Origin of the sequence: Streptomyces sp. NPDC052396 (genome assembly GCF_044593195.1) — a bacterium.
In the GTDB taxonomy this organism is placed as follows: domain Bacteria; phylum Actinomycetota; class Actinomycetes; order Streptomycetales; family Streptomycetaceae; genus Streptomyces.
Genome location: NZ_JBIUAW010000003.1, coordinates 275,815 through 301,760, shown reverse-complemented (window position 1 = coordinate 301,760; position 25,946 = coordinate 275,815). Strand labels below are relative to the sequence as shown.

Annotated in this window: 25 protein-coding genes; 9 read left to right on the top strand and 16 right to left on the bottom strand. The window is 72.7% G+C overall.

All coding sequences use genetic code 11. The features are described 5' to 3' along the window. Positions 1 to 21 precede the first annotated feature (21 nt). From ACIHFE_RS09770 to ACIHFE_RS09730, 9 genes are all read right to left on the bottom strand, one after another. A complete protein-coding gene (locus tag ACIHFE_RS09770) occupies positions 22 to 1,113 on the bottom strand; it encodes an aliphatic sulfonate ABC transporter substrate-binding protein (protein ID WP_400105300.1) in 1,092 nt (363 codons plus the stop codon). 1 nt (position 1,114) lies between these two features. Next, positions 1,115 to 2,428: a sulfate adenylyltransferase subunit 1 gene (locus ACIHFE_RS09765; protein WP_400105587.1), complete on the bottom strand. Its 1,314-nt coding sequence runs from the start codon at positions 2,426 to 2,428 to the stop codon at positions 1,115 to 1,117. Continuing rightward, positions 2,425 to 3,354 (bottom strand): sulfate adenylyltransferase subunit CysD, encoded by a 930-nt coding sequence (gene cysD, locus ACIHFE_RS09760; RefSeq protein WP_400105299.1) that lies wholly within the window; start codon positions 3,352 to 3,354, stop codon positions 2,425 to 2,427. Before cysD ends, ACIHFE_RS09765 begins: the two co-directional genes overlap by 4 nt. Beyond that, positions 3,351 to 3,890, bottom strand: a complete 540-nt coding sequence (cysC, locus tag ACIHFE_RS09755) for an adenylyl-sulfate kinase (RefSeq protein WP_400105298.1) — start codon at positions 3,888 to 3,890, stop codon at positions 3,351 to 3,353. The genes cysD and cysC overlap by 4 nt, the downstream gene beginning before the upstream one ends. A gap of 26 nt (positions 3,891 to 3,916) precedes the next feature. After that, a complete protein-coding gene (locus ACIHFE_RS09750) occupies positions 3,917 to 4,600 on the bottom strand; it encodes a phosphoadenylyl-sulfate reductase (protein ID WP_400105297.1) in 684 nt (227 codons plus the stop codon). Continuing rightward, positions 4,597 to 4,764 carry a hypothetical protein gene (locus ACIHFE_RS09745; RefSeq protein WP_400105296.1) on the bottom strand — a complete coding sequence of 56 codons (168 nt, stop codon included), beginning with the start codon at positions 4,762 to 4,764 and terminating at the stop codon, positions 4,597 to 4,599. Before ACIHFE_RS09745 ends, ACIHFE_RS09750 begins: the two co-directional genes overlap by 4 nt. Next, entirely contained in the window at positions 4,761 to 6,455 is a 1,695-nt protein-coding gene (locus ACIHFE_RS09740; protein WP_400105295.1) for a nitrite/sulfite reductase, read from the bottom strand. The genes ACIHFE_RS09745 and ACIHFE_RS09740 overlap by 4 nt, the downstream gene beginning before the upstream one ends. A gap of 255 nt (positions 6,456 to 6,710) precedes the next feature. After that, positions 6,711 to 6,794, bottom strand: coding sequence for a putative leader peptide (locus ACIHFE_RS09735; protein WP_400105586.1), 84 nt, complete (start codon positions 6,792 to 6,794; stop codon positions 6,711 to 6,713). A gap of 96 nt (positions 6,795 to 6,890) precedes the next feature. Next, the gene (locus ACIHFE_RS09730; protein ID WP_400105294.1) at positions 6,891 to 7,484 is read right to left on the bottom strand and encodes a GNAT family N-acetyltransferase; all 594 of its coding nucleotides are present in this window, start codon (positions 7,482 to 7,484) and stop codon (positions 6,891 to 6,893) included. Positions 7,485 to 7,605: 121 nt separating this feature from the next. On the opposite strand from ACIHFE_RS09730, the gene ACIHFE_RS09725 reads away from it, so the two are divergent. The 4 genes from ACIHFE_RS09725 to ACIHFE_RS09710 all read left to right on the top strand — a co-directional run bounded on the left by ACIHFE_RS09725 (position 7,606) and on the right by ACIHFE_RS09710 (position 12,252). Then, entirely contained in the window at positions 7,606 to 8,763 is a 1,158-nt protein-coding gene (locus ACIHFE_RS09725; protein ID WP_400105293.1) for a YihY/virulence factor BrkB family protein, read from the top strand. 188 nt (positions 8,764 to 8,951) lie between these two features. Beyond that, positions 8,952 to 10,034 (top strand): ribosome small subunit-dependent GTPase A, encoded by a 1,083-nt coding sequence (rsgA, locus tag ACIHFE_RS09720; RefSeq protein ID WP_400105292.1) that lies wholly within the window; start codon positions 8,952 to 8,954, stop codon positions 10,032 to 10,034. Between the two features lie 237 nt (positions 10,035 to 10,271). Beyond that, positions 10,272 to 11,738 (top strand): AlkA N-terminal domain-containing protein, encoded by a 1,467-nt coding sequence (locus ACIHFE_RS09715; RefSeq protein ID WP_400105291.1) that lies wholly within the window; start codon positions 10,272 to 10,274, stop codon positions 11,736 to 11,738. A gap of 10 nt (positions 11,739 to 11,748) precedes the next feature. Continuing rightward, the gene (locus tag ACIHFE_RS09710) at positions 11,749 to 12,252 is read left to right on the top strand and encodes a methylated-DNA--[protein]-cysteine S-methyltransferase (RefSeq protein WP_400105290.1); all 504 of its coding nucleotides are present in this window, start codon (positions 11,749 to 11,751) and stop codon (positions 12,250 to 12,252) included. Here the strand turns inward: ACIHFE_RS09710 and ACIHFE_RS09705 are convergent. After that, on the bottom strand, positions 12,195 to 12,788 hold the full coding sequence (locus ACIHFE_RS09705) for a hypothetical protein (protein WP_400105289.1): 594 nt from the start codon (positions 12,786 to 12,788) through the stop codon (positions 12,195 to 12,197). The two genes, ACIHFE_RS09710 and ACIHFE_RS09705, sit on opposite strands and share 58 nt — an antisense overlap. A 279-nt stretch (positions 12,789 to 13,067) precedes the next feature. Between ACIHFE_RS09705 and ACIHFE_RS09700 the strand changes: the two genes are divergently transcribed. Beyond that, positions 13,068 to 14,573: a protein phosphatase 2C domain-containing protein gene (locus ACIHFE_RS09700; RefSeq protein ID WP_400105288.1), complete on the top strand. Its 1,506-nt coding sequence runs from the start codon at positions 13,068 to 13,070 to the stop codon at positions 14,571 to 14,573. 353 nt (positions 14,574 to 14,926) lie between these two features. Continuing rightward, positions 14,927 to 15,289: an ATP-binding protein gene (locus tag ACIHFE_RS09695; RefSeq protein WP_400105585.1), complete on the top strand. Its 363-nt coding sequence runs from the start codon at positions 14,927 to 14,929 to the stop codon at positions 15,287 to 15,289. A 65-nt stretch (positions 15,290 to 15,354) separates the two neighbouring features. Here the strand turns inward: ACIHFE_RS09695 and ACIHFE_RS09690 are convergent, their stop codons facing one another. Then, positions 15,355 to 16,416, bottom strand: coding sequence for a DUF2637 domain-containing protein (locus ACIHFE_RS09690; RefSeq protein WP_400105287.1), 1,062 nt, complete (start codon positions 16,414 to 16,416; stop codon positions 15,355 to 15,357). Positions 16,417 to 16,975: 559 nt separating this feature from the next. Here ACIHFE_RS09690 and ACIHFE_RS09685 point away from each other — a divergent pair. Further along, complete coding sequence (locus tag ACIHFE_RS09685) at positions 16,976 to 17,692, top strand: GntR family transcriptional regulator (protein ID WP_400105286.1); 717 nt, start codon at positions 16,976 to 16,978, stop codon at positions 17,690 to 17,692. Here the strand turns inward: ACIHFE_RS09685 and ACIHFE_RS09680 are convergent. Continuing rightward, the gene (locus tag ACIHFE_RS09680) at positions 17,676 to 18,488 is read right to left on the bottom strand and encodes a hypothetical protein (RefSeq protein WP_400105584.1); all 813 of its coding nucleotides are present in this window, start codon (positions 18,486 to 18,488) and stop codon (positions 17,676 to 17,678) included. The two genes, ACIHFE_RS09685 and ACIHFE_RS09680, sit on opposite strands and share 17 nt — an antisense overlap. A gap of 359 nt (positions 18,489 to 18,847) precedes the next feature. Between ACIHFE_RS09680 and ACIHFE_RS09675 the strand changes: the two genes are divergently transcribed. Further along, positions 18,848 to 20,827, top strand: a complete 1,980-nt coding sequence (locus ACIHFE_RS09675) for a GTP-binding protein (RefSeq protein WP_400105285.1) — start codon at positions 18,848 to 18,850, stop codon at positions 20,825 to 20,827. Positions 20,828 to 20,924: 97 nt separating this feature from the next. On the opposite strand, the gene ACIHFE_RS09670 is transcribed toward ACIHFE_RS09675, so the two are convergent. The 3 genes from ACIHFE_RS09670 to ACIHFE_RS09660 all read right to left on the bottom strand — a co-directional run bounded on the left by ACIHFE_RS09670 (position 20,925) and on the right by ACIHFE_RS09660 (position 23,471). Beyond that, a complete protein-coding gene (locus ACIHFE_RS09670; protein WP_400105284.1) occupies positions 20,925 to 21,752 on the bottom strand; it encodes an endonuclease/exonuclease/phosphatase family protein in 828 nt (275 codons plus the stop codon). A 206-nt stretch (positions 21,753 to 21,958) separates the two neighbouring features. Then, complete coding sequence (locus ACIHFE_RS09665) at positions 21,959 to 22,810, bottom strand: alpha/beta fold hydrolase (RefSeq protein ID WP_400105283.1); 852 nt, start codon at positions 22,808 to 22,810, stop codon at positions 21,959 to 21,961. An 85-nt stretch (positions 22,811 to 22,895) separates the two neighbouring features. Beyond that, entirely contained in the window at positions 22,896 to 23,471 is a 576-nt protein-coding gene (locus tag ACIHFE_RS09660; RefSeq protein WP_400105282.1) for an HAD family acid phosphatase, read from the bottom strand. A 280-nt stretch (positions 23,472 to 23,751) separates the two neighbouring features. Here ACIHFE_RS09660 and thrS point away from each other — a divergent pair, with 280 nt between their 5' ends. Next, complete coding sequence (gene thrS, locus ACIHFE_RS09655; RefSeq protein WP_400105281.1) at positions 23,752 to 25,014, top strand: threonine--tRNA ligase; 1,263 nt, start codon at positions 23,752 to 23,754, stop codon at positions 25,012 to 25,014. Between the two features lie 228 nt (positions 25,015 to 25,242). Here thrS and ACIHFE_RS09650 read toward each other — a convergent pair whose 3' ends face one another. Further along, complete coding sequence (locus tag ACIHFE_RS09650) at positions 25,243 to 25,785, bottom strand: DUF1707 domain-containing protein (RefSeq protein ID WP_400105280.1); 543 nt, start codon at positions 25,783 to 25,785, stop codon at positions 25,243 to 25,245. Positions 25,786 to 25,946 lie beyond the last annotated feature (161 nt).

The following is a 25,946-nucleotide window of genomic DNA, read 5'->3' as shown; positions in this document are numbered from 1 at the left end:
CCTCCTGGAGGGGGAGTGGCATCACTGCCTGCCGAGCTTCGCCGCGGAGACCGGCGGCCTGCCCTCGGCCTTGAGCACCTTGTTGAGCAAGGTGAGGTCATAGATGTCGGAGAGGTCGGGCTTGTCGAGCAGGCCGGCGGAGACGGCGTGTGCCGCCTCGGTGTTCAGGGTGGCGGCCAGTGGGTCGTCGGTTACCCGGATGCTTTGCCAGGCGGAGGCCAGGATTTCTGACGACAAAGGCTTGCCGGTGAGCCGCTGGAGGGCGGCGTTGGCGGCGTTCCGGGCCTGCGCGGGGTGGGCGGAGATCCAGGCGTTGGTCCGCACCGAGCCGCGCAGTACGGCCTCGACCACATCGGGGTGGGCGGCCAGGAACTTCTGGGACACCACCACATTGGTGATCACGAACTTGCCGTCCGGCCAGAGCGCGGACTCGTCCAGCAGGACCTTGCCGCCCTCGGCGACCAGCTTGGACGCGGTGGGCTCGGGCGCCCAGGCGCCGTCCACCGAACCGGACTTGAAGGCATCCGGGGTGACCTTGTTGTCGATGCGCAGCACCGAGACCTCGCCCTTGCCGGACTGGGGGTCGGTCCGCCAGCCCCGCTGGGCGATCCAGTTGAGGAACGCCACATCCTGAGTGTTGCCCTTCTGCGGGGTGGCGATCCGCTTGCCCTTCACCTCGTCCAGGGAGTGGATCTTCTTGGGGTCGACCACCAGCCTGACGCCGCCGGAGGCCGAGCCGGCGATGATCCGCAGGCTCTTGCCCCTGGACTTGGTGTAGCCGTTGATGGCGGGGGAGGGGCCGATCCAGCCGATGTCGATGGAACCCGCGTTGAGCGCCTCGATCTCGGACGGGCCGGCGTTGAAGGTGGTGGACTTCAGCGCCGTGCCGCCCAGTTCCTTTTGCAGGATGCCCTGTTGCTCGCCGACCAGGGGGGTGGCGTGGGTGATGTTGGGGAAGTAGCCGATGCGGACGGTGGCGGCGGAGAGCTTTTTGCCGCCCGTCACGGTGGCGGCCCGGCCGGTCTCCTTCTGGGAGCCGTAGCCGCAGCCGGCCAGGGCGGTCAGCAGCAGGGTGGCGAGGGCGGCGGCGGTGCGCAGGGGGGTGCGGGTCATCTCAGAAGTCCCCACTCCGGTCGGGTCCGGTGGAGCCGGAGCCGAAGGCGCCGCCCGTCATGCCCGCGGTGAGGGTGGTGCCGTCGGCGGGGTCGATCAGCAGGAAGGAGCCGGTGCGCCGGGAGCGGGCGTAGGGGTCCAGCGCCAGCGGCTCGGCGGTGCGCAGCACCACCTGCCCGATGTCATTGGGCAGCAGCCCGTCGGGGGCCGGGAGCTGGGAGAGGTCGGCCAGGCTGAGGCGGGACGGCAGGGCCTTGACGATGGCCTTCACGGTACGGGTGGTGTGCTTGAGCAGCACCCGGTCACCGATGCGCAGCGGCCGGTCGGCCAGGTGGCAGACGGTCGCCTCGATGTCCTGGGTGGTGCCGGGGGCGTCCATGGCGGGGGCGATCAAGTCGCCCCGGGAGATGTCCAGTTCATCGGCGAGCCGGAGGGTGACCGACTGCGGCGCCCAGGCGGCCTGGACCGGTTCGCCCAGGGCGTCGATGCCGGCGATGGTGCTGGTGCGGCCGGAGGGCAGCACGGTGACCCGGTCGCCGGTGCGCAGCACTCCGGAGGCGATCTGGCCCGCGTAGCCGCGGTAGTCGGGGTGGTCGGCGGTGCGCGGCCGGATGACGTACTGGACGGGGAAGCGGGCCGGGTCGCCGGAGGGGTCCACGGCCACCGGGACGGACTCCAGATGCTCCAGCACCGTGGGGCCGCCGTACCAGTCCATATGCGCGGAGGGGGTGACCACATTGTCCCCGGCGAGCGCGGAGACCGGGATGGCGGTCACCTCGGGGATGCCCAGCGAGGTGGCATAGCGGGTGAACTCCTCGGCGAGCGGGGCGAACACCTCTTCCGCGTAGCCGGCCAGGTCCATCTTGTTGACGGCCAGCACCAGGTGCGGGACGCGCAGCAGGGCGGCCACCGCGGCATGCCGGCGGGTCTGCTCCACCACGCCGTTGCGGGCGTCGAGGAGCACCACGGCCAGTTCGGCGGTGGAGGCGCCGGTGACCATATTGCGGGTGTACTGCACATGCCCGGGGGTGTCGGCCAGGATGAACCGCCGGCGCCCGGTGGCGAAGTAGCGGTAGGCGACGTCGATGGTGATGCCCTGCTCGCGTTCGGCGCGCAGCCCATCGGTGAGCAGGGCCAGGTCGGGCGCGTCCTGGCCGCGGTGGCGGGAGGCGTGCTCGACGGCCTCCAGCTGGTCGGCCAGCACCGACTTGGAGTCATGCAGCAGCCGGCCGACCAGGGTGGACTTGCCGTCGTCCACCGATCCGGCGGTGGCGAAGCGCAGCAGCGAAGTGGTGGTTGCGGTGCTCACGGTCAGAAGTACCCCTCGCGTTTGCGGTCCTCCATGGCGGCCTCCGACAGCTTGTCGTCGGCCCTGGTCGCGCCCCGTTCGGTGAGCCGGGAGGCGGCGATCTCGGCGATCACCTGCTCCACGGTGGCCGCCTCGGATTCCACCGCGCCGGTGCAGGACATGTCGCCGACGGTGCGGTAGCGCACCAGGCGCCGTTCCACCCGCTCTCCGGTGCGCGGGCCGCCCCAGGCGCCGGGGGCCAGCCACATGCCGTCGCGGGCGAACACCTCGCGCCGGTGGGCGAAGTAGATGGCGGGCAGCTCGATCTTCTCCCGGGCGATGTACTGCCAGACGTCGAGTTCCGTCCAGTTGGACAGCGGGAAGACGCGGACATGCTCGCCGGGGGAGTGCCGGCCGTTGTACAGCTGCCACAACTCGGGCCGCTGGCGCCGGGGATCCCAGGCACCGAACTCGTCGCGCAGCGAGAACACCCGTTCCTTGGCCCGGGCCTTCTCCTCGTCCCGGCGGCCGCCGCCGAAGACCGCGTCAAAGCGGTGGCGTTCGATGGCGTCCAGCAGCGGGAGGGTCTGCAGCGGGTTGCGGGTGCCGTCGGGCCGTTCGCGCAGCCGCCCGTCGTCGATGAACTCCTGGACGGAGGCGATATGCAGGCGCAGCCCGTACTCCAGCACGGTGCGGTCCCGGTAGCCGAGCACCTCGGGGAAGTTGTGCCCGGTGTCCACATGCAGCAGCGGGAAGGGCGGCGCGGCCGGGGCGAAGGCCTTGCGCGCCAGGTGCAGCATCACAATGGAGTCCTTGCCGCCGGAGAACAGCAGCACCGGGCGCTCCAGTTCGCCGGCCACCTCGCGGAAGATGTGCACCGCCTCGGACTCCAGGGCGTCCAGATGCGACAGGGTGTAAGCGGTGTCCGTGGGCTCCTTCCTGAGTTCCTTCACCGGGCCAGCACCCCCCGGTCCGCGAGCAGTTGGCGGACGGCGTCGGCGGACTCGGTGACGGACTGCCGGTGGGCGGCGATCCGGAGGTCGGGCGCGGCCGGTTCCTCATAGGGGTCGTCCACTCCGGTCAGCCCGGATATCTCGCCCGCGGCCTGCCGGGCGTACAGGCCCTTGACGTCGCGGGTCGCGCAGACCTCGACCGGGGTGGCCACATGGATCTCCAGATATCCGGTGCCATGCCGCTGGTGGTGGGCGCGGACCGCCTCGCGGGAGTCCGTGTAGGGGGCGATCACCGGCACCAGGACCGTCACCCCGTGTGCGGCCAGCAGCCGGGCGACAAAGCCGATGCGCCGGACGTTGGTGTCGCGGTCGGCGCGGGTGAAGCCGAGTCCGGCGGAGAGGAACTCGCGGATCTCGTCGCCGTCCAGTACCTCCACCGGGTGGCCGCCGTCGCGCAGTTGGCCGGCCAGGGTGCGGGCGATCGTTGTCTTGCCCGCGCTCGGCAGGCCGGTGAGCCACACCGTGGCACCAGTCATCGGGCTTCTCCCAGGGTTCGGGTCGGTCATCCGTGCAGTCCGCATTCGGTCTTGCCCCGGCCCGCCCAGCGGCCGGCCCGGGCGTCCTCGCCGGCCGTGGTTCTGCGGGTGCAGGGGGCGCAGCCGATGGACGCATAGCCGTCCATCAGCAGCGGGTTGACGAGCACACCGTGCTCGGTGACATAGGCGTCCACGTCCTGCTGGGTCCAGCGGGCGATCGGCGCGATCTTGACCTTGCCGCGCCGGGCGTCCCAGCCGACCACGGGGGTGTGCGCCCGGGTCGGGGACTCGTCCCGGCGCAGCCCGGTGGCCCAGGCGTCATACCGGGCCAGGCCCTCCTCCAGCGGCCGGACCTTGCGCAGGGCACAGCACAGGTCGGGGTCGCGGTCGTGCAACTGACTTCCGTACGCGGCGTCTTGCTCGGCGACGCTCTGGCGCGGGGTGAGGGTGATCACCCGTACGTCCATGACGGCCGCCACCGCGTCCCGGGTGCCGATGGTCTCCGGGAAGTGGTAGCCGGTGTCCAGGAAGACCACGTCCACCCCGGGCAGGGCACGGGAGGCGAGGTGGGCGACCACCGCGTCCGCCATGGAGGAGGTGACACAGAACCGGCTGCCGAAGGTGTCGGCGGCCCAGCGCAGGATCTCCGGCGCCGGGGAGTCCTCCAGCTCCTGTCCGGCCCGGATGGCCAGCTGTTCAAGTCCGTTCATCGCGGGGCTCCCTGGGGTGCTTTGCGAGCCAGCAGGCCGAGGAAGGAGAGCTTGAACGCCCGGTTGCAGGCGGCGCACTGCCAGGCGCCAGGGCCCTGCTCGCCGGGGCGCAGGTCCTCGTCCCCGCAGTACGGGCAGTAGAACGGAGCCGCACGTTCGCTCACTTGAGGTCTCCCTCGTCGGCCCTGGCCGCCCAGACGGCGAAGCGTTCGCCGTCCCGGCGCTGTTCGGTGAAACGTCGCAGCAGCCGCTCCACATAGTCCGGCAGCTCCGCCGAAGTCACCTTCAGGCCACGGACCTTGCGGCCGAACCCGGCCTCAAGGCCCAGCGCCCCGCCCAGGTGCACCTGGAAGCCCTCCACCTGTTCGCCCCGCTCGTCCAGCACCAGCTGACCCTTGAGACCGATGTCCGCCACCTGGATTCGGGCACAGGCATTGGGGCAGCCGTTGATGTTGATGGTGAGCGGCTCGTCGAAGTCCGGCAGCCGGCGCTCCAGTTCGTCGATCAGCGAGGCGCCGCGCGCCTTGGTCCCGACGATGGCCAGCTTGCAGAACTCGATGCCGGTGCAGGCCATGGTGCCGCGCCGGAAGGGGGAGGGGGTGACCCGCAGGTCCAGCGCCTCCAGGCCGGCCACCAGGGAGTCCACCTGTTCCGGGGGCACATCGAGCGCGATCATCTTCTGCTCGGCGGTGGTGCGCAGCCGGCCGGAGCCATGCTGTTCCGCCAGTTCGGCGATCTTCGTCAGGGTGGCGCCGTCCACCCGGCCGACCCGGGGCGCGAAGCCGATGTAGTAACGGCCGTCGCGCTGGCGGTGCACGCCCACATGGTCCCGCCAGCGCTCCGCCGGCTGTTCGGGGGCCGGCCCGTCCAGCAGGGCGCGTCCCAGGTACTCCTCCTCCAGCACCCGGCGGAAGCGCTCCGTGCCCCAGTCGGCGACCAGGAACTTCAGCCGGGCGCGGTTGCGCAGCCGCCGGTAGCCGTAGTCGCGGAAGACGCCGATGACGGCGCCGAAGACCTCGGGCACCTCGGCGAGCGGCACCCAGGCGCCCAGCCGTACCCCGAGCCTGGGGTTGGTGGACAGCCCGCCGCCCACCCACAGGTCGAAGCCGGGCCCGTGTTCGGGGTGGCGGACGCCGACAAACGCCACATCGTTGATCTCGTGCGCCACATCCAGCAGTGGTGAACCGGAGACGGCGCTCTTGAACTTCCGTGGCAGATTGGAGAATTCGGGGTTGCCGATAAAGCGGCGGTGGATCTCCTCGATGGCCCAGGTGCCGTCGATGATCTCGTCCTCGGCGATCCCGGCCACCGGGGAGCCCAGGATCACCCGGGGGGTGTCACCACAGGCCTCGGTGGTGGACAGGCCCACCGCCTCCAGCCGGCGCCAGATCTCCGGCACATCCTCGATCCGGATCCAGTGGTACTGGATGTTCTGCCGGTCGGTGATGTCCGCCGTGCCCCGGGCGAACTCCTGGGAGACCTCGCCGATCACCCGCAGTTGTGCCGTGGTCAGCCGGCCGCCGTCGATGCGCACCCGGAGCATAAAGAACTCGTCGTCCAGCTCCTCGGGAGCCAGCACCGCGGTCTTGCCGCCGTCGATGCCCTGACGGCGCTGGGTGTACAGCCCCCACCAGCGCATCCGCCCGCGCAGATCGCTGGGGTCGATGGAGTGGAAGCCCCCCTTGGCATAGATCGTCTCAATGCGTGTCCGCACATTGAGACCGTCATCGTCCTTCTTGGCCTGCTCATTGGCGTTCAGCGGGGTGAAGTGCCCGACGGCCCACTGGCCTTCGCCGCGGTGGCGGCCGGTTTTACGCCCGGGCCGGGCGGTGGCGGAATCGGCGGTGGCAGTCATGGCGATCTGTCCTTCTCGGGGACTGTCGGGGACTGTGGGAGACGGCCGGAGACAGCCGGGAGGCCGTCGGGGGGTCGTCAGGGGCCGGCCGGGGAGCCCGGGGCAGCGTGCGGCGGCGCGGTCACACCCTGGATGACCTGCGGGTACGCCAAATGTGCTGCCGGGCGCGGAAGGCCGGGGCAAGGGAAGGCGCGGGAAGGGGCCGCCGGTCCACGGCGGTGGGGACGGCGAGCGGGGACGGTGCTGCTGAGACTGTCAGCCCGCCGGACAGATGGCGCTGGACACGCGGACGAGATCGACGTGACGTCGACTCACCAAGGCAACTCCAGCTCGGGACATGACGGAAGCGTGGCATGGCCTGCTTCGGCCAGTCCACCATTGTCCGTCATATGAACAAAGCCGTCCCGCAATGCGGGACGGCTCCAAGAGGGTGTGCTACGCGGCCGGGTCCTGGAAGGCGCCCGGCCAGGGGCCGGGGGTGGGCACCTGGGGCTCGTCCTCGGTCTTGGTGGCGAAGACCTTGAAGCCGCGCCGCTCATAGTTGGCCATGGCGTGCGGGCCGTCCTTGCTGCAGGTGTGCAGCCACACCCGGCGGGTGGGCGTCAACTGCGGCCAGCGCTCGGCCAGATCCCAGGCCCGGGCCACTCCGTAGGACAGCAGATGCGCGCCGATGCGGCGGCCCCGGAAGTCCGGCAGCAGCCCGAAGTAGCTGATTTCCACCGTCCCTTCGGGCTGCGGGTCCAGCTCGATATAGCCGGCCGGGGTGCCGCGTTCCCAGGCCACCCAGGTCTCCGCCCCGGGCCGGTCCAGGAACTCCCGCCAGCGTGCGTACGGCCAGGACAGCCGGTCGGTCCAGTGCAGGTCACCGCCGACCGCCGTATAGAGGAACCGGCTGAACTCCGGCGACGGCACCTCGGCCCGGGTGATGACGACATCGGACGGGGCGTTGGCCGCGTCGGCCGGGGCGAAGTCCTCGGGAGAGGTCATCTGCAACGACCATGTGGTCACGGGAATGGTCCTGTTACTCATGATCCACACCCAATCACGGGGATTGCCGGGGCTTCCCGGTGCCTCCCCACCGGCTCTGGCCAGGGATCTCACCCGCCGCCGCCGGATGAACCGACCCCTTGGCGGCGGATACGGTTAGGCCGTGCAGGCAGCAAACGAACCACCCGGTCAACGCACCGGCAGGCTCCACAGGGCGCGGGCCCTGTACCGAAATGTCTCCAAACGTCAGCTGGCATGGCTTCTGCTCAAGGACACGGTCAACTCATGCATGGAGTACCGGGTCACCGGGCTCGCCGCCGAGGCCGCCTTCTTCACCCTGCTGTCGCTGCCGCCACTGCTGCTGGCGCTGATCGGCCTGCTCGGCTACCTCGACGACTGGTTCGCCCTGGAGACCATCAAGAGCCTTCAGCAGAACATCGTCAAGGCGTCCACGGCGGTGCTCTCCCAGAAGGGCGTCACCGAGATCACCGAGCCGCTGCTCCATGATGTGGAGAAGGGCAGCCGGCGACTGGACATCGTCTCCCTCGGCTTTGTGATCGCCCTGTGGTCCGGATCCCGGGCGGTCAATGTCTTTGTGGAGACCATCACCATCATGTACGGGCTGGAGGGCAAGCGCGGCATCGTCAAGACCCGGCTGCTGGCCTTCCTCCTCTATCTGGTGGCCCTGCTCCTCGGCTCCCTGGTACTGCCGCTGCTGGTGGCCGGACCGGAGACAGCGGTGAGCGTGCTGCCCTGGAGTGCCAATGTGGCGTGGGTGCTCTACTGGCCGGTGGTCATCGGGCTGTCCATCGCCTTCCTGACCACCCTCTACCACGTCTCGGTGCCGGTCCGGTCGCCCTGGAGGGAGGACATCCCCGGCGCCTGGGTGGCACTGGGGATGTGGGTGCTGGGCTCCTTCCTGCTGCGCGTCTACCTCACCCACACCATCGAGGGCCCCACCATCTACGGCTCGCTGGCCGCGCCCATCGCGGTGCTGCTGTGGATCGGGGTGTCCGCCTTCGCGGTGTTGGTCGGGGCGGCGGTCAACGCCGCCGTCGACCGGGTGTGGCCCTCGGTGGCCACCGCCGCCGCGCGCGCCGAGGTGGACCGGCGCAAGGAGGCGGTCGCCGCCCAGGCCGCCGCCGAACGGGCCGCGCTGGCCCTGGTGCACGAGCTGGAGGACGACCCCGCCGACCGGGAGCCGCCCTCGGAGTTCCCCGAGCGCTGGGCCCAGTTCCTGCCACCGGAGGATGTGCGCCGCCGCTTCCAGCCGGAGCGGCCGCAACAGCCGCCGAAACGAGCCAAACACCGCAAGCAGTGAGCACACCGGGCGGCGGGGCCCCCGGCCGGGAAAACCGGTCGCGGGGCCCCGCCGCCCGCGTCTAGAGTCGCGCTCGCACAACCGACCGCGACCGGCTCCAGGAGGTGAGAACGGGATGACTGCCGCCACGACGGGCACCGCCCGCACTCGCGAACAGCAACTCTCACCCTCCCTCCTGAAGGATCACCGTGATCACCGAGCCACACCCGCTCACCCCCTACGGCTGGGACGCGTACTTCGCTGACCGCTTCACCCCGTACGCCGCTCAGTCCCTCGTCCCCGGCCGTATCGTCCGGGTGGACCGCGGCCGCTGCGATGTGGTCGTCGCCGACGGCCCGTACTCCCGCACCCTCCAGGCCGGCACCGCCCATGTCACCACCGGCGACCCGCTGAACATCATGTGCACCGGCGACTGGGCGGCCATCGACCCGGCCGAGCGCCAGGTCCGGGCGCTGTTGCCCCGGCGGACCGCCTTCGTCCGCTCCACCTCCTCCAAGCGCTCCGACGGCCAGGTGCTGGCCGCCAATGTGGACCGGGCGCTGATCGCCGTACCGCTCAGCGCCGACCCGGACCCCGGCCGCGTCGAACGCTTCCTCACCCTGGCCTGGGAGTCCGGCGCCGAGCCGGCCATCGTCCTCACCAAGGCCGACCTGGTCGGTCCCGAGGTGCTGGGCCATCTGCTGGCCGACACCCGGGCGGTGGCGCCCGGCGCCCGGGTCCTGGCGGTCAGCGCCGAGACCGGCACCGGCCTGGACGCCCTGGCCGCCGTGCTCGCCGGCGGCACCTGCGCCCTGCTGGGCGTCTCCGGCGCCGGCAAGTCCACCCTGGCCAACGCCCTGGCGGGAGCCGAGATCCAGCAGGTGCAGGCGATCCGGGACCGGGACGGCAAGGGCCGGCACACCACCACCACCCGCAACCTGTTGCTGATGCCCGGTGGCGGAGTGCTCATCGACACCCCGGGCCTGCGCGGCGTGGGCCTGTGGGACGCCCACACCGGCCTCACCCGCACCTTCGCCGACATCGAGGAACTCGCCGCCGGCTGCCGCTTCCACGACTGCGCCCACGACGGCGAACCGGGCTGCGCCGTGCGCACGGCCGTGGACGGCGGCGCCCTGACCGAGCGCCGCCTGGACAGCTACCGCAAGCTGCTGCGGGAGAACCGGCGGCTGGCCGCCCGCACCGACGCCCGGCTGCGAGCGGAGCAGCGGCGCGAGTGGAAACGGCGGCAGGCGCGGGGCGAGGAGGGCGCCCGGCGCAAGCGGGGGGTTTAACCGGGCGTTTCAGGTGCGGGCCGTCCTGGGCTGGTCGCGCCCACGCGGCGAAGCCGCATGAGGCAACTGCCCCGCGCCCCTGACGGGGCGCCCGTCAGGGGCGCGGGGAACTGCGCGACCAGCCACGACGCGCCCGCAGACAAACGTGGCGGAGCCGCATCAGGCAGCACCCGCAAGGGAACGGCCACGTCCGATTTCCGCCAGTAAACCGCCGGAGGCTACCGCAGACTGGAACGCGTGACCCACCACCCAGCCCCCCTGGACGACCGCCGCTACCAGGCGGTCCGCAGCCGGGACGCCCGCTTCGACGGCGAGTTCTTCTTCGCCGTCTCCAGCACCGGCATCTACTGCCGGCCCAGCTGCCCGGCCGTCACACCCAAGCGGGCCAACGTCCGCTTCTACCCCTCCGCGGCGGCCGCCCAGGGCGCCGGGTACCGGGCCTGCCGGCGCTGCCGGCCGGACGCGGTGCCCGGCTCCGCCGACTGGAACGTCCGCGCCGACCTGGTCGGCCGCGCCATGCGGCTGATCGGGGACGGGGTGGTGGACCGCGAGGGCGTCACCGGGCTGGCCGCCCGCCTGGGCTACAGCGCCCGGCAGGTGCAGCGGCAGCTCACCGGGGAACTGGGCGCCGGGCCCGTGGCACTGGCCCGCGCCCAGCGCGCGCACACCGCCCGCATCCTGCTCCAGACCACCGATCTGCCGGTCACCGAGACCGCCTTCGCGGCGGGCTTCGCCAGCGTACGGCGGTTCAACGAGACCATCCGCGAGGTCTACGCCTGCACCCCCAGCGCCTTGCGCGGCCGCCCGCGCGGCGCCGGCGGCCAGGCCGCCGGCATCCCGCTGCGGCTGGCCCACCGGGCGCCCTACGCGGCCGGCCAGGTCTTCGACTTCCTCCAGCGCCGGGCCATCCCCGGCATCGAGGAGGTCACCGGCCCGCCCGGCGGCCGCCGCTACCGCCGCACCCTGCGCCTGCCCCATGGCACCGGCGTGGCCGAGATCCGCGAACCGCGCCCGGCGGCCCGTGGCCAGGGTGCCTGGCTGGAGAGCCGGCTGCACCTGACCGACCTGCGCGATCTGTCCACCGCGGTGCAGCGCCTGCGACGGCTGTTCGACCTGGACGCCGACCCGCACGCCATCGCCGAACGCCTGGGCGCCGACCCCCGCCTGGGCCCGCTGGCCGCCGCCCGGCCCGGCATCCGCTCGCCCGGCGCGGCGGACGGCGAGGAACTGGCCGTCCGGGCGGTGCTCGGCCAGCAGATCACGGTGGCCGCCGCCGCCCGCCTGGCCGGCACCCTGGTGGCCGCCTACGGCAAGCCGCTGCCCGCCCCCGATGGCACCCTCACCCACCTCTTCCCCGAGGCCGCCACCCTGGCCGAGGCCCCACTGGACGAACTGGGCATGCCCGCCACCCGCCGCCGCACCCTGCGCACCCTGGCCACCGCCCTGGCCGACGGCGCCGTCCGGCTGGACGCCGGGGCGGACCGGGACGAGGCCGAACGGGCCCTGCTCGCCCTGCCCGGCATCGGCCCATGGACCGCCGGCTACATCCGGATGCGGGCGCTCGGCGACCCGGATGTCTTCCTGCCGGGCGACGCCGGGGTACGGCACGGCCTGGCCGCCCTGGGCATCGGCCCGGACGCCGCCGCGGCCTGGCGCCCCTGGCGCTCCTATGCCCTGCACCACCTGTGGAACCCCACCCCCTGAGGAAACCCCGATGCTCCCCATGCTCTACACCGAACTCGACAGCCCGCTGGGCCGGCTGCTGCTCACCGGCACGCCCTCGGCCACCGCGCCCGGCGGCACCGCGCTGGCCTCGCTGTCCATGCCCGGGCAGCGGACCGCGGTGACCGTCCAGCCCGGCTGGCGCCAGGAGCCCGCCGCCTTCACCGAGGCCGCCCGGCAGCTGGCGGCCTACTTCGCCGGCGAGTCCAAGGAGTTCACCCTGGAACTCGCGGTCCAGGGCACCGAGTTCCGCCGCCGGGTGTGGGACGCCCTGGACACCGTCCCCTACGGGGCCACCACCAGTTATGGCGAACTCGCCCGCCGCCTGGGCGTCTCCCGGGCCGCGGTACGCGCCGTCGGCGGTGCCATCGGCGCCAACCCGCTGCTGGTGGTGCGCCCCTGCCACCGGGTGATCGGCGCGGATGGCTCGCTCACCGGCTATGCGGGCGGGCTGGAGCGCAAACGGTTTCTGCTGGCACTGGAGTCCGGCGCCTGACCGGGCGCTGTCCGGCCGGGCAGCGCCCAGCCGCGCTCGGCCGCGGTCCAGCCCAGCTGCAGCCGGGTGGTCACCCCGGCCAGCTCCATCAGCCCCTTCACCCGCCGCTGCACCGTGCGCAGGCCCAGCCCCAGCTGTTTGGCCACGCTGGCATCGGTGAACCCGGCCAGCAGCAGCGACAGCACCTGAAGGTCCAGTGCGTCCGGCCCGGCCCCCGGCCCGGCGTGCCCGCTCGCCACCGCCGGACGCAGCGGCCGCCCGGCCCGCCAGACCTGCTCGAACAGTTCCAGCAGCAGCTCCAGCAGGGCCCCGGCCCGCACCACCAGCGCGGCCGGCCGGTGCGGGGCCGGGTCCAGGGCCAGCAGGGCCACCCGGCGGTCGGCCACCAGCAGCCCGGTGGGCACCCGGTCCACGATTCGGGCCCGGCAGCCGGCCAGTTCGCCGAGCGCGCCGTCAACCCCCGCCCGCTCCAGGACGATTCGGTGCGGAGCCGCGCCGTCCACGCCGAGCACCGCCGTCCAGGGGCCGTTCGTCAACAGCGTGCATACCTCGTGAGTGGCTGACCGCCGTAGCCCGGTCAACCTCCGGATGACGGCTTCGGCATCGGTCAGCAGCTCGACCGGAGCCCCGTCGTCCGCCGTTGGTTCACCCCCCGGCCCCGGTCCTGCCTGCACCGACTCCCCGAGGATGACCGGACCTATGGCACCGGGCACTGAAACCACTCCCCACAACCGTGCTGCGCTTCGGGTCATCATCCCCGGGCGACGCCCGCCGTGCACTCTTCCCGTATGCCCCACAGTGTGGACAATAAGGGCATGAGTCAGCTGGGGGATCAGGGACAAGAGGACGCCTGGTGGGCCGAGTTGTACGGCTGGAGCGCATCCGACCTGGGCGCCGTGACCCAAGACGACACTCTCGACGACAGGTTCGCCTCCGCCGCCTCGGTGGTCGCCATCGAGCCGCCACTGCCCGGCGCGGCCGGGCCGCCCGCCCCGCCGCGCCCGGTGCGCGGCAAACCCCTGGGCTGGGACATCCCGCGCATCACCACCGGTCTGCCGGATCCCGGCCGGTTCCCCCCGCTGCCCGACCTGGCGGGTCCGCTGGCCGGCAATGTCCCCGTGGACCAGCCCTGGGAGCTGGGCGAACCGCCGGTGCCCCCGGCGGAACGGCCGCTGCCGTCACCGGCTCCGCCACCGCCCCCGGTGACGGCCCGCCCCTTCATCCCCGCACCCACGGGCCCCGCGCCGCTGGAGACCGCCGGCCCGGAGTCCGGCGGCGAACCGGAGTTCACCGGCCCGGTGGAGCCGGTCGAACTGCCGTCCCCCCGCCGCTCGGTGGCCGTCCCGGACGGCGAACCCTCCCGTACCCCCGGCTATGTCGGCCAGGGGCCGCCCACCTATGAGGCCGAGCCCACCGCCTGGCCCGCCGCCCAGCCCGGCGAACTGGCCGACCTGGTACCGGACACGGTGCTGGACGGTGCCCGGTACGGGGCGATGACCCTGCGCGCGCTGTCCCTGCGCGGGGACTCGGCCCGCTACCGGGGCGAGCCCCGGCGGGACGCCCTGCTGACCGCCCGGTTCGGCGCCGGGGAGGGTGCCCTGCTGCTGATCGCGGTGGCCAGCGGGGCACGAGCGGCGGAAGGGGCACACCGGGCCGCACGGGACATCTGTGCCTGGATGGGCGCCGCCGTGGGGCGCAGCCACACCCGGCTGGCCGAGGACATCCGGGCCGGCCGCCGGGGCGAACTGCGCACCGGGCTGCACCGGCTGGCCGACCGCTCCTACGGCCGGCTGCGTGCCCGCGCCGCCGAACTGGGCCTGGGCCCGGCCGAGTACACCGCCGCACTGCGCTGTCTGCTGCTGCCCGCCGACCCGTTGTGCCGCACCCGGGTGTTCTTCGGGGTGGGCGGCGGCGGGCTGTTCCGGCTGCGCGAGGGCGCCTGGCAGGACCTGGAGCCCAGGTCGCGCCCGCCGGCGCCCGGTGCGGCGGCCGAGGCCGGCCCGCCGGTGGCCGACGACCGGATCACGGTGGACCTGGGCATCCCCACCCCTGGCACCACCCCGGTGGTCGACCCGGTCGAAGTGCCGCGCGAGCCGTTCCGTTTCCGCGCCTCGGTCGCCCGCCCCGGCGATGCCCTGCTGCTGTGCAGCGCCGGGCTGGCCGATCCGCTGCGCGGGGAACCGCGGTTGGGCGAACTGCTCGCCCACCGGTGGGGCACCCGGCACCAGCCGCCCGGGCTGGCCGAATTCCTTCTGGACGCCCAGACCCGGGTCAAGGGCTACGCCGACGACCGTACGGCCTGTGCCATCTGGGAGGCGTAGCTCCGGAAGACATGGCCCGTACTCCGCGGCATTGACCGCGGTGCGCATTTCCCGGGCCGGCCGCTATTCGGCTAACGGCCCCGGGCGTACCCGGAATCCGGTCATGTTGGCGCGTTGACGCGACAACAGGAGTCGTCCGGCTACGGGCGGGGCATGCATTGCCGTGAGCGTGTTCGAGACGGGCGCGCGTGAGGGGGGCGGTGCGGACGGAAATGAAACGGCGGGCTGCACACTGGCCGGGCACACAGAGCCGAGGAGGAGCCGCGGACGAGGGCACCGTTCGGGAAGGCATGAACGAGGGGGAATCCGAACCGTGCTGGGAAAGACCGTTACGGTCCGGCGACTTGACCGCCGTGGCCGAAGTGCGCGCCGCGCTGCGGCGGTTGCTGGCCGGCTGGGGCGGGCCGGGCCGGGCCGCCACCGCCGAACTGCTGACGAGTGAGCTGGTCACCAATGCCCTGGTGCACACCGATGGCGGGGCGCTGGTCTCCGTCCGGCTGCCGGGCGGTCCGGGAGCGCCGGTCAAGGGCCGGCTGCGGGTGGAGGTACGGGACTTCGCCGACCGGCATCCGGTGCTGAGGGTGCCGGCGGGGGAGCGGACCGCGACCTCCGGGCGCGGGCTGCTGCTGGTCCACTCGCTCGCGGACGGCTGGGGAGTGCGGTCCCATGCCGTGGGCAAGGCCGTCTGGTTCGAGCTGGACGCCGCCGGGCCGTGACGCGGGTACGCCGCCCGGCGCGGGTGCGCCCTGAGCCGCGGATGAGACGACTCAGGGCGATGGGATCAGCCGAACTGCCGCTCGATACGGGCGAGTTTCTCCTCCAGTGAGTCCAGCCGGCGAATGGGCTGGGTGTCGTCCTCCGCGGTGAGGTCGATGGTGTCGCCCCGCCCTATCGCCTGGAGGGAACGGGTGCGCAGCGCCCGTGGTTCCGGCTCGGCTATGGAAGGCTCTGCCGCCGTGGGCTGGGCGCCGATCTGGGGCGGCTGCGGGGACGCCGGAACGGCCGTCGCCGACACCTCCATCTGACGGCCGCCGCGGGCGCGTCCCCACAGGAACCGGTTCTGCCGGTTGTATGCCTTCAGCCGGGCCCGCTCCAGCTTGCCCGCCTCTCGCCGGCGCAGCCGGTTGTGCTGCCGCTGACGCTTGTCCTCGCGCACCTCGTCGACTGCCTCGTCCAGCGTTCGTACACCCTCCAACAGCATCAGTGACCAGGCGCCGAAGGTTTCCCGTGGCGCCCGCAGCCAGCGGACCATACGGATCTGCGGCAAGGGGCGGGGGACCAGCCCCTGTTCGCGCAGTGCCGCCCGGCGGGTCTGTTTGAGCGCCCGGTCGAAGAGCACCGCGGCCGACAGCGACATGCCGGCGAAGAACTGCGGAGCTCCCGCATGGGCCATGCCCCGTGGTGCGTGCACCCAGTTGAACCAGGCGGCGGCCCCGGCGAAGGTCCACACCAGCATCCGGGAGCCCAGCGCCGCGTCACCGTGGCTGGCCTCGCGCACGGCCAGTACGGAGCAGAACATGGCCGCCCCGTCCAGGCCGAAGGGCACCAGGTATTCCCAGCCGTCGTCCAGGCCCAGGTTCTGCCGGCCGAAGCCGACCAGGCCGTGGAAGGAGAGGGCGGCGGCGACCGCCGCACAGCAGAACAGCAGGACATAGGAGGCGCTGCCGTAGACGGCTTCCTTGCGGCGCCTGCGTTCCTCGTTGCGTTCCCAGGAATCCGCGCCGTCCGCCCCTTCCCCGCCGCCGTGCCGGCCGCGGGTGTACACGGTCACGGCCACCACGGCCCCGATGAGGGCAACGGCACAGGGGAATACCCAATTCAGTGGTATGTCGGTCACTCTCATCTTGCGCCCCTCGTATCGCGGTACGGACTATCGCGCGCCATCCTGACGGAATCGGCCCGGGCGTCACGGGGTTTCGGGGCAACTCGCCGCCAATGGACGCCAACGACATACGGATAGGTGCGCGTCATTTCGAACAGCCCCCAGCGGCAAGGGAATTGGGTTCTATTCACTCCACACGATCGAGTGGATTGACGGGAAACCGCTTGCAGATGTCGGCGAGGCCCGGCCTGTCGGTCGGACGCCGGGTCGGGCGGATATGCCGCATGGTGGGTGCGGAACAGTTCCCGCTGCCACCAACTGGACGCAATCCAGGGCGAGTTGGGGGTAATGTGCCGCCAAGTCCGACGGACCTGCGGCGGCTTCGGTGTGCCTGTCGCGCGTCCGGGGTCACCGGCGGTGAGGGGCCCCGCCGGGGCGGCGCGGGGCGGGCGGCGAGCGCCACCGTACCTAGGTGCACAACCCCATTGATAATAGGCAAGCCTTTCCTTACATGCTCATATCAGGCTTTGCGTCGGCCGGGCCGACGCCTATCGTTCCGGTGGACAACCAGGAGGACCCCATGGAGCAGGGCAGACCCCCCGCCGGGCGGCAGTACCCCCGCACCCCGGACGAACACGGCTACGCCCCGGCCTGCACCCACACCGCCCGCCGCCGGCCCCAGCGGTACTCGGTACGCGGCCAGATACTGGATGCCCTGCGCAAGGCCCTGGTCAGCGGGGAGCTGATACCGGGCGAGGTCTACTCGGGCCCCGCCCTGGGCGAGCGCTTCGGGGTCTCCGCCACCCCGGTGCGCGAGGCCATGCAACAGCTGGCGGCGGAGGGCGCCGTGGAGGCGGTGCCCAACCGCGGCTTCCGGGTCACCGGCCGCACCGCCCGCGACCTCGCCGAACTGGCCGAGGTGCGGGCCCTGCTGGAGGTGCCCGCCATGCTGCGGCTGGCCCGCGCCGTGCCCGCACCGTGCTGGGCCGAGCTGCGGCCGCTGGCCGACGCGGCCGCCGAGGTGGCCGAGCGCGGCGACCGGGCCGGCTACGCCGAGGCCGACCGGGCCTTCCACCGGGCCCTGCTGCAACTGGGCGGGAACCGGCAACTGGTCCAGATCTCCGAGGAGTTGCACCGCCGCGCCCAGTGGCCCACGGTCAGTGGCCCGCTCTCCTCACACACCGCCGACCTGGTCGCCGACGCCGCCGAGCATCTGGCGCTGCTGGACGCGCTGGCCGCCCGCGATCTGAGTGCCGTGGAGAACCTGGTGACCGGGCACCTCACCGGGTCCCGGTGACCGGCGCCCGCTCCGCCGGGGCGAGGCGCTCCTCCAGCCAGGACGGCACCCCGCCCAGCAGCCGGATCAGCCGCCGTGCCTCCCGGCGCAGCCGGTCCGCCTCGGCGGGCTCGGCCAGCACCGAGGCCAGCGAGACCAGCGCCGGGGCAATGCCCACCAGATAGCCCAGCTCCTCACGGATGCCCAACGACTGGGTGTAGCCATGGCGGGCCTCGGCCAGCCGGCCGTCGTGCTCGGCCAGGGCCGCCAGATGCCGCCAGGTGAACGAGAGCAGCAGCCGGTTCCCATGGGTGCCGGCCCCGGAGTGCGCCCGCTGGAAGGCCGCCGTGGCATCCGAGGGGTTGTCCGAAAGGTGCTGGGCGATCAGCCCGCGCCGGAAGTCCAGCAGCGGACGGGTGGGCGAGGAGGGCGCCAGCAGCGCCGCCGCCCGGCCCAGCGCGGAACGCGCCTCGTCGGCCCGGTCGTGCACGCCCAGCACCGTGGCCGCATAGGCGAGGTGCCCGCGCTCACAGGCAGCCGCCCCACGGTCCTCGTCACCGGCCGCCAGTGCCTCGGCCGAGCGCAGCGCGTCCTCCGCGGCCGCCCAGCCCTGGCCGGTGAACATGCACCGCTCGATCAGCACCGCCGTCCGCCGGCGGGCCGCCCCTGGATCGGCCGCCGCGTGCGGGGCCAGCAGCGCGGCCGCGTCCTCCCAGCAGGCCCGCGAGCGCAGCCGCCATACGGCGCGCTCCAGCGGATCGTCCCGCAACTGGGGATCCTGTGGTCCTGGTGGCTCCGGCAACCCCGAATTCCGCATGGCGGTGTCCGCCACTGTGCCCTCCCCAAGCGCGCCGTCGAGCTGGAAGCCTGCTCGCATCTCAACACGAAGACCCGGGCGCGGCCAAGGGTCCGGTGTGAAGCAATTCACAAACCCCCGGCCTGTCGAAGTGCCCCTGCCGTGGCGGGGGTTGACCAGCGAGCGTCACCCGGTGACGTCCCGTGCTGGCGGAAGGTTACCGAAGCGCGCTCGGAAAACGACTCGAATCCGGCACGCGTCGCTGGCAGGATGGCCCCGTCCGTCAGCCGTCTCCCGGGGAGTCCTTCCGAACATGCGCCAGGCCTTCGAAAACACCCAGCACCCCAGCCGGACCACCGTTTTCGAGGACCTCACTTCATATGTTCACCGTACCCACCCTGAACCTCGGCATCCTGGCGCACGTCGACGCCGGTAAGACCAGCCTCACCGAGCGACTGCTCTTCGACACCGGCACCACCGACCGCCTTGGCAGCGTCGACGCGGGCACCACCCGCACCGACTCCGGCGAGCTGGAACGCCGCCGCGGCATCACCATCCGCACCGCCGTCGCCCCCTTCACCCTGGACGGCCTGCGGGTCAATCTGATCGACACCCCCGGCCACAGCGACTTCATCGCCGAGGTGGAGCGCGCCCTGGGCGTGCTGGACGGCGCCGTGCTGGTGCTCTCCGCGGTCGAGGGCGTCCAGGCACAGACCCGGGTGCTGATGAAGACCCTGCGCCGGCTGCGGCTGCCCACCCTGCTGTTCGTCAACAAGACCGACCGGGCCGGGGCCAACGAGACCGACACCCTGGCCGCCATCCGCGCCCGGCTCACCCCGCATATCGTCCCCATGGCCACCGTGGACGCCATCGGCACCCGCGAGGCCCGCACCCGCCCGGCCGGCTTCGAGGACCCCGGATTCCGGGAGCGGCTGGCCGAGACGCTGGCCGAACACGACGAGGCCCTGCTCGCCGACCTGGTGGCGGACCGCACCCCGGACCCCGGCCGGCTGCGCCGCCTGCTGGCCCGGACCACCGCCCAGGGCCTGACGCACCCGCTCTACCTGGGCTCGGCACTCTCCGGCCAGGGCGTGCCCGGCCTGCTGGACGGCATCCGGCAGTGGCTCCCCGCACACCGGCCCACCGCCGGCCGGGCCGCCGCCCGGGGCACCGTGTTCGCCGTGGAACGCTCCGCCGGCGGCGAGAAGACCGCCCTACTGCGCCTGTTCGAGGGCGAGTTGAACCCCCGGGAACGCATCACTCTGCACCGCAGGGAGGACGACGGCACCCGCACCGAACACTCCGCCCGGATCACCGGGCTGACCGTGGCCGGCGCCCCGGCGGACGGCCCCCAGCGGCTCACCGCCGGCGGCATCGCCCGGCTGCGCGGCCTGCCCGGGGTCCGGGTGGGCGACCGGCTGGGCCCCGCCGGCCCCGACGGCGAGCCGCACTTCGCCCCGCCCGGTCTGGAGACGGTGGTGCGCCCGGTGCGTCCCGGCGACGCCGCCCGGCTGCATGGCGCGCTGACCGCGCTCGCTGACCAGGACCCGCTGATCGGCACCCGGGCCCTGCCGGACGGCGGCGGCACCGCCCTGCTGCTCTACGGCGAGGTGCAGAAGGAGATCATCGCCACCACCCTGGCCGAGGAGTTCGGCCTCCAGGCCACCTTCGAGGCCAGCAGCATCCTGCACCGGGAGCGGCCCACCGGTACCGGTGAGGCCCATGAGGAGATCGACTACCGCCATGACAGCCATGTGTTCTGGGCCACCGTCGGCCTGCGGGTGGCACCCGGCGAGGACGGCTCGGGCATCGCCTTCCGCCGGGACACCGAACTGGGCGCGCTGCCGCACGCCTTCGACCGCGCCATCGAGGACACCGTCCGCCGCACCCTGGGCCAGGGGCTCCATGGCTGGCCGGTGACCGACTGCGTGGTCACCCTCACCCGCTCCGGCTTCTGCGGTCCGGTCACCACCGCCGCCGACTTCCGCCGGCTGACCCCGCTGGTGCTGATGGCGGCCCTGGCCCGGGCCGGCACCCGGGTGTACGAGCCGTACCACGGCTTCGAACTGGAGCTGCCCGGCTGGGCGTTGGGCACCGTGACCGGCGTGCTGGCCGCATCCGGCGCGCAGGTACGGGACAGTGAACCCGGGCGGGACACCTGGACCGTGCGCGGGGTGGTGCCGGCCCGCCAGGTCCCGGCGCTGGAGCGGCGGCTGCCCGGCCTGACCCGGGGCGAGGCCCTGTGGTGGTCGGCCCCCACCACGGACCGGCCGTGCGCCGGCATGCCGCCTACCCGGGCGCGGACGGATGGCAATCCGCTCAACCGGGCGGAGTATCTGCGGTATTTGGGGCGGGGCTGAGGGGCCCCACGCCTTGGGCTGCCTTGCGGGTGCGGGTCGTCCGTGGCTGGTCGCGCCCACGCGGCGGAGCCGCATGACGTGGCTGCCCCGCGCCCCGTCAGGGGCGCGCCTCGTCAGCCAGCTCTGCGAGCACCGCCGCGTGGTCGGAGGGCCAGACCCCGTCCACCGGCCCGTCGCCCGCCCGCCGTACCGACCGCACATGGCCCAGGCCGCCCTCCCCGGGCGGCCCCACATGGATGTAGTCGATCCGCCCGGGCGGCGCGAAGGTATCGGCCACATACGGGTTGGCGGGGTCCCAGGTCGCGCCGGGCGCCGTCGGTTCGGCGTACTCCCAGGCGTCCACCAGGACTTGGCCCGGTACGGCGGGTGCGGTGCGGTGGCCGCCGAGCAGCCGTAGTTCGTCGGAGTCCGGCAGGGCGTTGTAGTCCCCGGTGAGCACCGGCGGGAACGGCGTCCCGTCCCGGTGCCCGGCCACAAACCGGGCCAGCGCCGTGACCTGGGCCCGGCGCACCGCCGACTCATGGGACGCCGCGTTGAGGTGGGTGGTGAAGAACGGCACCGGGTACGGGTCCGCGCCGGCCCGTACATGGAGCGAACAGCGTCCGTCGTCCCGGCCGCCCTCGGCCGGCAGCCGCAGCACCCGACGGTCGGTGACCGGCCAGCGGCTGAGTACCGCGACCCCCACCTCGCAGGAGTCGTCGCCGAGCCGCTTGTGCCAGTGGCCGGGCCGGTCGTAGCGGGCCCAGTCCCAGTGCATGCCCAGCTCGGCGGCCAGCCAGCCGGCCAGGTTGTGCTCGCCGTCCACCCATACCTCCTGCAGCCCCACCAGGTCCGGGCGCAGCTCGCGCAGCACCCGCAGGATGGCGGTGCGGCGGTGCTCCCAGGGGCCGAACCGCCACCAGAGGTTCCAGCTCATCACGCGCATCGGGACTTCCTCGCTCCGCTCCTCGGCCGGGTCCTCGCGCCTCCAGGGTGCCTCCAGGACCGGCCCGGCCGCGGCAGGCGCTGGTCAGCCGCCGTGTGCCGCCGGTCCCAGGGCCAGGTCCGCCCGGTGCTCCTCGGCCGTCCGCCCCGCGTTCGCCGCCGGAATGGCGTCCCTCCCCCAGCTACATAAACAGTGACGCCAAGCAGTCACTTCAGGAACTCCAGCAATTGCCGGCACAGTTCGTCGGGTCGCTCGGTGGGCAGCGAGTGGTGGGAGACGCCGGGCAGGGTGTCCACGGTGACCCGGGGCAGCAGCCGGCGGGCCCCCGCGGCCACCTTCCCCGGGTCATGGGCCCGGCTGCGCTCGGCCACCAGCACCAGGGTGGGCACCGCGCAGCCGCGCAGCCCGGCGGCCGGCGGGCGGCGCATAGGGAAGACCTTGGTGCGGTGCGCATGGGCGGTGCTGTCCAGGAACTCCCGCCAGACGGCCTCGGCCGGCTCCCCGCCGCTCTCCCAGCGACGGAACCGGCGCAGCCGCTCCGGTGTGGTCCCCAGCAGCAGGGGTATCGCATGCGCCAGATAGCCGGGCCGCAGGCCCGTGAAACACCCGGTGGGCTCCAGCAGGGCCAGCCTGCCCACCCGGTGTGGCGCGTGCAGCGCGTAGTGCAGCGCGATCCAGGCGCCATAGGAGTGGCCGCACAGATGCGCCCCGTCGGTCAGCTCCAGGGCGTCGTACACCTGGTCAAGCCAGGCCATCAGATCGCCGGGCCGGCGCAGCGGCCGTCCCTCCGGCACGCTCAGTCCGAAGTCGCCCAGCAGGTCGACCGCGTACACCCGGTGCCGGCGGCCCAGTTCCCCGGCGGCGGCGAACCACACCGCCGAGGTATCGCCACCGCCGGGCAGCAGCACCAGCGGCGCGCCGTCCTGATCGCCCCAGATATGAACCCGGGTGCTGCCGTAGGCCGTTGGCACATCGAGGCCGCGCACCGGTTGGGGCCAGCGCCGCAGCACCGCCCGGTAGGCCGCATGGAACACCGCTGGTCCGCCGTGGTCACTCATCCCGCCCCCGCAGTGGAATCACCCGATCGCCATGGGCTCGTTGACCGTGATCATAGAAAGCGGCAGATGAGTTCGAGGAGGCGGGTCAGGACAGCTGACCGTGGTAGTCCGGCAGTTTGAAGCCCTTCTCGTAATAGCCGCCCGAGAAGTCGGTGGACCGGTTCCCGATGTTGGCGGTGATGGTGTAGCCCTCCTCGGTGAGCTCCTCCCGGCAGCGCTCCTTGCCGTCACCCTTGCCCTCGCCGTGCTCGCGGGTGCAGACGCCGTCCACCGGGTAACCGGCCTCGGCCAGTTGACGCTCGGCGGACGAGGCGGAGGTACGGGCGGTGACGAACAGCACCGCCACCCCGTGCTGATGCGCCCACCGGGCCACCGCCAGCACCGGCTGGTTGGCCTGCCCCGGGTGGTAGTAGGTCTCCAGCGAGGTGTTGTCGATGTCCAGCACCATGGCCGGCTTGGTCACGCCCTCGCCGATCCGCTGCCGCAGCCAGGGGATCGCCGGGGCGATGGCCTGGCGCACATCGGCCTGCCAGGTCCGGTAGTCGGGGACGCCCCGCTCCCCGGCGGCCTGGGCGGTGGTGGCGCCACCCAGTGATACGGCCGGCAGCGCGGCGGCCGCCAGTGCGGCAAGGCGCAATCTCTTGAACGTTCCCCTGGGCATCAACCTGTTCCTTCCAGCCGATGGGTGGTGTGCCGGTGAGCAAGGTCAGCACCATCGGGGGACGTTGGGGCGAAGGAACGGTGGTGAAGTTGTGAAGAAGGAGGCTCCTGAGGCGTGTTGGGATCATCGCCCCTCCATGGGGTCGCGCACCGCCCCCGCCTCTGTTACCGTTCCCGTCATGATCAAGCGTGCCGCCATCACGACGACGCCGGAGAGTGTCCCGGCGCGCTGATCGATGTCTTGAGTCGAAGCCCCGGGGCGAGTGCCCCGGGGCTTCGCCATGTGGTCACTCGCTCCCCAGCACGAGGAGACCACCATGGCCGACCACCGCAAACTGGGCCGCGAACTGGGCCTGTTCGACACCGACCCGCTGATGGGCGCGGGACTGCCGTACTGGCTGCCGGACGGTGCCGTGGTGCGCCACACCCTGGAGGAGTACATCCGCGAGGCCGAACGGCGGTCCGGGTACCGGCATGTGTACTCGCCGGTGCTGGGCAAGCGGGAGCTGTACGAGATCTCCGGGCACTGGTCGCACTACAGCGAGGACATGTTCCCGCCCATGGACCTCGGGGGAGAGCAGGTCGTCCTGCGGCCGAGCCTGTGCCCGCACCATGCGCTGATCTACCGTTCCCGGTCGCACAGTTACCGGGAGCTTCCGCTGCGCATCGCGGAACTGGGCGGCATGTACCGCTCGGAGCTGTCCGGCGTACTGGGCGGGCTGACCCGGGTGCGGGCGATCCAGCTCAATGACGCGCATATCTTCTGCACCGAGGAGCAGGCGGTCGACGAGGCGCTGGCGGCCCTGGAGCTGATCCGCAGGGCGTATCGCGCGCTGGGCATCCAGCCCTCGCGCTACCGGCTGTCGCTCCCCGGCGAGGGTGGCAAGTATGTCGCCCGGCCCGAGATGTGGCGGCGCGCGGCCCGCATGCTGGCCGAGGTGCTGGAGGGCTCGGGGGTTCCCTATGAGGAGGGCGCGGGCGAAGCGGCCTTCTATGGCCCCAAGATCGACGTGCAGGTGGTGGACAGCGCCGGGCGCGAGGCCACCCTCTCCACCGTGCAAATCGACTTCCATCAGCCGGAACGCTTTGACCTGCATTACATCGGGCCGGACGGCGCCAAGCGCCGTCCGGTGATGGTCCACCGGAGCGTCATCGGCAGCGTGGAGCGGGCGGTGGCGCACCTGATCGAGGTGCATGGCGGGGCGTTTCCCGCCTGGCTGGCCCCCGTCCAGCTGGTGGCGCTGCCGGTGTCGGAGGCTGAATTGCCCGCCGCCGAGCGGCTGGTACGGCGCTGCCTCGACCTGGGCCTGCGCGCGGAACTCGCCGGACCGGAACACGGCAGCCTGGGGGCCAGGATCCGGTCCGCCCGGCTCGTCCCCTACCAGGCGGTGATCGGCGGCCGCGAGGCCGCCGGCGACCTGGTGGCGCTGCGGCTGCGGGACGGACGCCGGCCGGCGGCGCTGCCCGCCTCGGAAGTGATCCAGCGCGTCCGCGAGGTGGTGGCGGAACACGGCGCCGAACTGTGGGACGGTGCCGCCGGGTGAGTGCGGTGAGCGCCGCCGCCACCCGGCGTTCACTGTCCCGGTCGGTCAGGACCGCACCGCCCCTGGCCGCACTGGGTGTTGGTGGACCAGATCGGCGATCCCGCCTGGTAGATCACCAGGTAGGCAAGTGATGTGCCTGGTCCACAAGTTGGGGCCGGATACCGACGCCGGCGGGGACCACCATCCGGGGGTCCGGTCTCCAGGCGATGGACGGGTGCTGAACGGCCCTCAACGCCGCGCGTGGCGGACCTTCAGCCGTCCGAACCCCACCATGCCGGAAATCCGGATCGTCGGCCCGCCGGGACGGGAGCTCCGCCGGGTCTTGTAGCGCAGGTCCTTCCACCCGGTGTGCAGGCCCTCGAGATCGACGATCGCATCACGAGGCACGGTGATGTGGGCCCTGCCGGTGCCGAGTTGCAGCTCTATGTCGATGACCGGATGCTCAATGACCGCCCGGGACAAGTCCAGACGCACCCTGCCGAACGCGGACGCGACCTTGAGGGTCCGGGGTACCTGCCATGCCCCGCGCCGCCGGATCTGCCCGCCGGCGGCGGCGATCGTGGACGTGGTGCCCGCCTTCTCCGCCGGGAGCGCGGCCAGAGCCGCTACGAGTTCGCCGTGCGTCTTGGCGGTGAGCGCCCAGTGGAGGCGCCCGTCCAACTCCTCGTGAGAGATGTGCCCTTCGGAGAAGGCCTCCTGCAGGCGCCGCACGGCCGTGTCGCGAGCGCTCTCGCCGATCGGCGAGGACGGGTCTTCCGGCAAGGAGGTCACTGCCTCACTCTAGTGCGGTGCCGGCGAGGGATGCGAGGGTGATGAGGGGCTCGGGGTTGTCGAAGACGAGCCGGTCGAGCATTCAGAGTGCGGTGACCGTAGCGTGGTCGGCAGGTGCGGAGCACATGCCTTTTCAGCCGGCGCCCGGCCGGCGGTACGAG

Bases quoted from the DNA above. Each gene is read 5' to 3' on its own strand.
- ACIHFE_RS09770 (WP_400105300.1), bottom strand. From the start codon at position 1,113: ATGACCCGCACCCCCCTGCGCACCGCCGCCGCCCTCGCCACCCTGCTG.
- cysC (WP_400105298.1), bottom strand. From the start codon at position 3,890: ATGACTGGTGCCACGGTGTGGCTCACCGGCCTGCCGAGCGCGGGCAAG.
- ACIHFE_RS09750 (WP_400105297.1), bottom strand. From the start codon at position 4,600: ATGAACGGACTTGAACAGCTGGCCATCCGGGCCGGACAGGAGCTGGAG.
- ACIHFE_RS09740 (WP_400105295.1), bottom strand. From the start codon at position 6,455: ATGACTGCCACCGCCGATTCCGCCACCGCCCGGCCCGGGCGTAAAACC.
- ACIHFE_RS09735 (WP_400105586.1), bottom strand. From the start codon at position 6,794: ATGTCCCGAGCTGGAGTTGCCTTGGTGAGTCGACGTCACGTCGATCTC.
- ACIHFE_RS09730 (WP_400105294.1), bottom strand. From the start codon at position 7,484: ATGAGTAACAGGACCATTCCCGTGACCACATGGTCGTTGCAGATGACC.
- ACIHFE_RS09710 (WP_400105290.1), top strand. From the start codon at position 11,749: ATGCTCCCCATGCTCTACACCGAACTCGACAGCCCGCTGGGCCGGCTG.
- ACIHFE_RS09700 (WP_400105288.1), top strand. From the start codon at position 13,068: ATGAGTCAGCTGGGGGATCAGGGACAAGAGGACGCCTGGTGGGCCGAG.
- ACIHFE_RS09690 (WP_400105287.1), bottom strand. From the start codon at position 16,416: ATGAGAGTGACCGACATACCACTGAATTGGGTATTCCCCTGTGCCGTT.
- ACIHFE_RS09685 (WP_400105286.1), top strand. From the start codon at position 16,976: ATGGAGCAGGGCAGACCCCCCGCCGGGCGGCAGTACCCCCGCACCCCG.
- ACIHFE_RS09680 (WP_400105584.1), bottom strand. From the start codon at position 18,488: ATGCGGAATTCGGGGTTGCCGGAGCCACCAGGACCACAGGATCCCCAG.
- ACIHFE_RS09675 (WP_400105285.1), top strand. From the start codon at position 18,848: ATGTTCACCGTACCCACCCTGAACCTCGGCATCCTGGCGCACGTCGAC.
- ACIHFE_RS09670 (WP_400105284.1), bottom strand. From the start codon at position 21,752: ATGCGCGTGATGAGCTGGAACCTCTGGTGGCGGTTCGGCCCCTGGGAG.
- ACIHFE_RS09665 (WP_400105283.1), bottom strand. From the start codon at position 22,810: ATGAGTGACCACGGCGGACCAGCGGTGTTCCATGCGGCCTACCGGGCG.
- ACIHFE_RS09660 (WP_400105282.1), bottom strand. From the start codon at position 23,471: ATGCCCAGGGGAACGTTCAAGAGATTGCGCCTTGCCGCACTGGCGGCC.
- thrS (WP_400105281.1), top strand. From the start codon at position 23,752: ATGTGGTCACTCGCTCCCCAGCACGAGGAGACCACCATGGCCGACCAC.